The following is a 2,050-nucleotide window of genomic DNA, read 5'->3' on the forward strand; positions in this document are numbered from 1 at the left end:
CAATGTCATTAAGTTAAGGTGTAAGTTCAATAGAATGCAAAAGAGCAGGTTATCAAAAAGATAGCCTGCTCTTTTTTTGCCCAAATGAGGAAAAAGAACTTGACAGGCGATTGTAAGTGTGTGGCGAAGCCCCTTGAAAAAACGAGGAGGTTTCGACCATGCATGCTTACGCGAGTTCATTAAAAGAAACGYTGACAACCCTCATTCGAGAGATGTCAGCAGCACCAGCGCCTTATGTCAAAAATCCTGAAAAAGATTTTACCCGGAAGAAAAAGCTATCCTTCGAAACGATGATGCAATTTCTGATCTCTATGGGCGGAAACAGTATATACAAGGAGCTCTTGGAATCGCAAGGTTAYGACGTAAACACGGCAACGACTTCCGCTTTTGTCCAACAACGTAATAAAATTTTGCCATCTGCTGTAGAATACTTATTTCACAAATTCACTCAAACGTACAAGGATATYAGGGATTACCATGGGTATCGACTACTTGCTATTGACGGTTCGGATTTACATATCACAACGGATCCAACTGACAAGAATAGCTTCTTTCAAAGTCAACCCAACACGAAAGGCTATAACCTCCTGCATTTRAACGCAGCGTACGATCTATGTAACAGACTTTACGTGGATGCTCTTGTCCAGCCAAAAAGGCTAATTAACGAGGGAAGGGCGCTGGCAACCATGGTTGATCGTTCGCCCATCAAGAGCAAAACCATTGTGATTGCGGACAGAGGCTATGAAAGCTACAACAATTTTGCGCATATTGAACGTAAAGGGTGGCACTATGTCATTCGGGTAAAGGATTTGAATTCCAGTGGTATTCTGTCTAGCTTACGTTTGCCCGCTAGCGGAGAGTTTGATCGGGACATTCATCTGACACTTACCAGAAAACAAACCAAAGCGTTCCAGGCTTATCCTGGTTACAAATTCCTTCCGACCAATTCTACATTTGATTTTTTKGATATGCATGAGRACATGATTTACCCGCTATCTTTTCGGGTTGTTCGTTTCATCCTACCTGACGGCGCTTATGAAACCGTCATTACGAATCTTTCTGCCGCAGACTTCCCTCCCGATGAACTCAGATCCCTTTATCACATGCGATGGGGCATTGAAACCTCGTTTAGGGCATTAAAATACACGGTTGGTCTGACAAGTTTTCACGCAAAGAAGCAAGCGTTCATCGCCCAAGAGATTTATGCCAGAATGATTCTATACAACTTCGCTGAAATGATGACCTCGCACGTCGTCATTTCGCAAATGGATAAACGGCACCAATATCAAGTCAATTTCACGGTTGCCGTTCTCGTTTGCAGACAATTCTTGCGCTCTCGAGGCGATGAACCCCCGCTCGATGTTGAAGCGCTGATTCGAAAAAACATTTTGCCGATTCGACCCATTCGCCCGGGACAAAAGAATACGCGCAAAATCCGATATAAATCAGCTGTCAGCTTCGTCTACAGAGTAGCATAATTCGATTCATATGAACATTTTTTTAAGCGGATCGTCCATCCGTTTGTTTGCTGTTCCTATTTATCAGTCTTGCATCAAAAAAATAAACGGCACAGGGCTTTTCCCATGCCGTTTCAGATTCACTTTCTATTTACGATCTTGTCTCGGAGATTAACTTAATGACATTGGCCAAGCGGCGTCCTTTTTTATACATACAGGAATAAAAAAATATAAACTTACCGAACGAAACGGAGTTTAGCGACCAATATCATATATTACACAATGTGAGGTGAGTTCTTTTTGACAGCAGAAATCAATCATCGTATTGAGCAAGTATTAGGAGGCAATCTAGAAGCGTTTTCAGATATTTATAACGCGACCATTGATAGGGTTTACCGTACCCTATTTTTTCTAACCGATAACAAAAATGATGTTGATGATCTTGTTCAGGACGTTTACGTCGAATTGTACAGGAGCCTTCGGAATTTTGACGGTAAGAGACCTTTTCAGCCTTGGCTTTATGGTATCACGATTAGACAACATCAAGCCTACAAACGAAAAAGTGGCGGCAATTCCGTAATCAAGCACAAGAG

2 protein-coding genes are annotated in these 2,050 nt (G+C 42.1%); both read left to right on the top strand.

The window, feature by feature from the left end; all coding sequences use genetic code 11:
* Window positions 1–158 precede the first annotated feature (158 nt).
* Window positions 159–1,478 (top strand): IS4 family transposase, encoded by a 1,320-nt coding sequence (locus AB4Z17_RS33255; RefSeq protein ID WP_441964709.1) that lies wholly within the window; start codon window positions 159–161, stop codon window positions 1,476–1,478.
* Between the two features lie 279 nt (window positions 1,479–1,757).
* A partial coding sequence (locus tag AB4Z17_RS33260; protein ID WP_441964711.1) for a sigma factor occupies window positions 1,758–2,050 on the top strand: 293 nt, incomplete at its 3' end.

It is taken from the genome of Paenibacillus sp. TAF43_2 (genome assembly GCF_052113545.1).
Lineage (GTDB): Bacteria > Bacillota > Bacilli > Paenibacillales > Paenibacillaceae > Pristimantibacillus.